Here is a 343-nt window from a genome sequence, read left to right on the forward strand (position 1 = left end):
TCATGCCGCCGGTGAGCTTGACCTGGTGCGTGACGTCGGTCGTGGCGGACTTCAGTCGCACGTCGTCGGCCGCGCGGAGCCGGGAGGCGGTCATGACCGTGCCGCTGAGTTCCTTCGGCCGTACGGTGGCCGTGGGTGCGCGGCCGGAGGCGGTGCGGACGAGGGCGAGGCCGGTTGCGTTCTTTCCCTCGGCCAGGGCGACCAGGGGGAAGACGCCGTCGCCGAGGGTGACCAGTACGTCGTAGCGCTCGCCCATGCCGATCAGGAGCGCATCCGTTTGCTGGTGCTGGACGGGGAAGCCGTCGGTGTGGGTGATCGTCATCCTGTGGCCCCCGAGGGCGAC

At 70.6% G+C, this 343-nt stretch carries 1 pseudogene; it reads right to left on the reverse strand.

Features of this window, described 5'->3' with window-relative positions:
* A pseudogene (locus RB628_RS42965) lies at positions 1 to 343 on the reverse strand (multicopper oxidase family protein); the annotation flags it as partial.

Source organism: Streptomyces sp. ADMS, from assembly GCF_033441795.1.
In the GTDB taxonomy this organism is placed as follows: domain Bacteria; phylum Actinomycetota; class Actinomycetes; order Streptomycetales; family Streptomycetaceae; genus Streptomyces.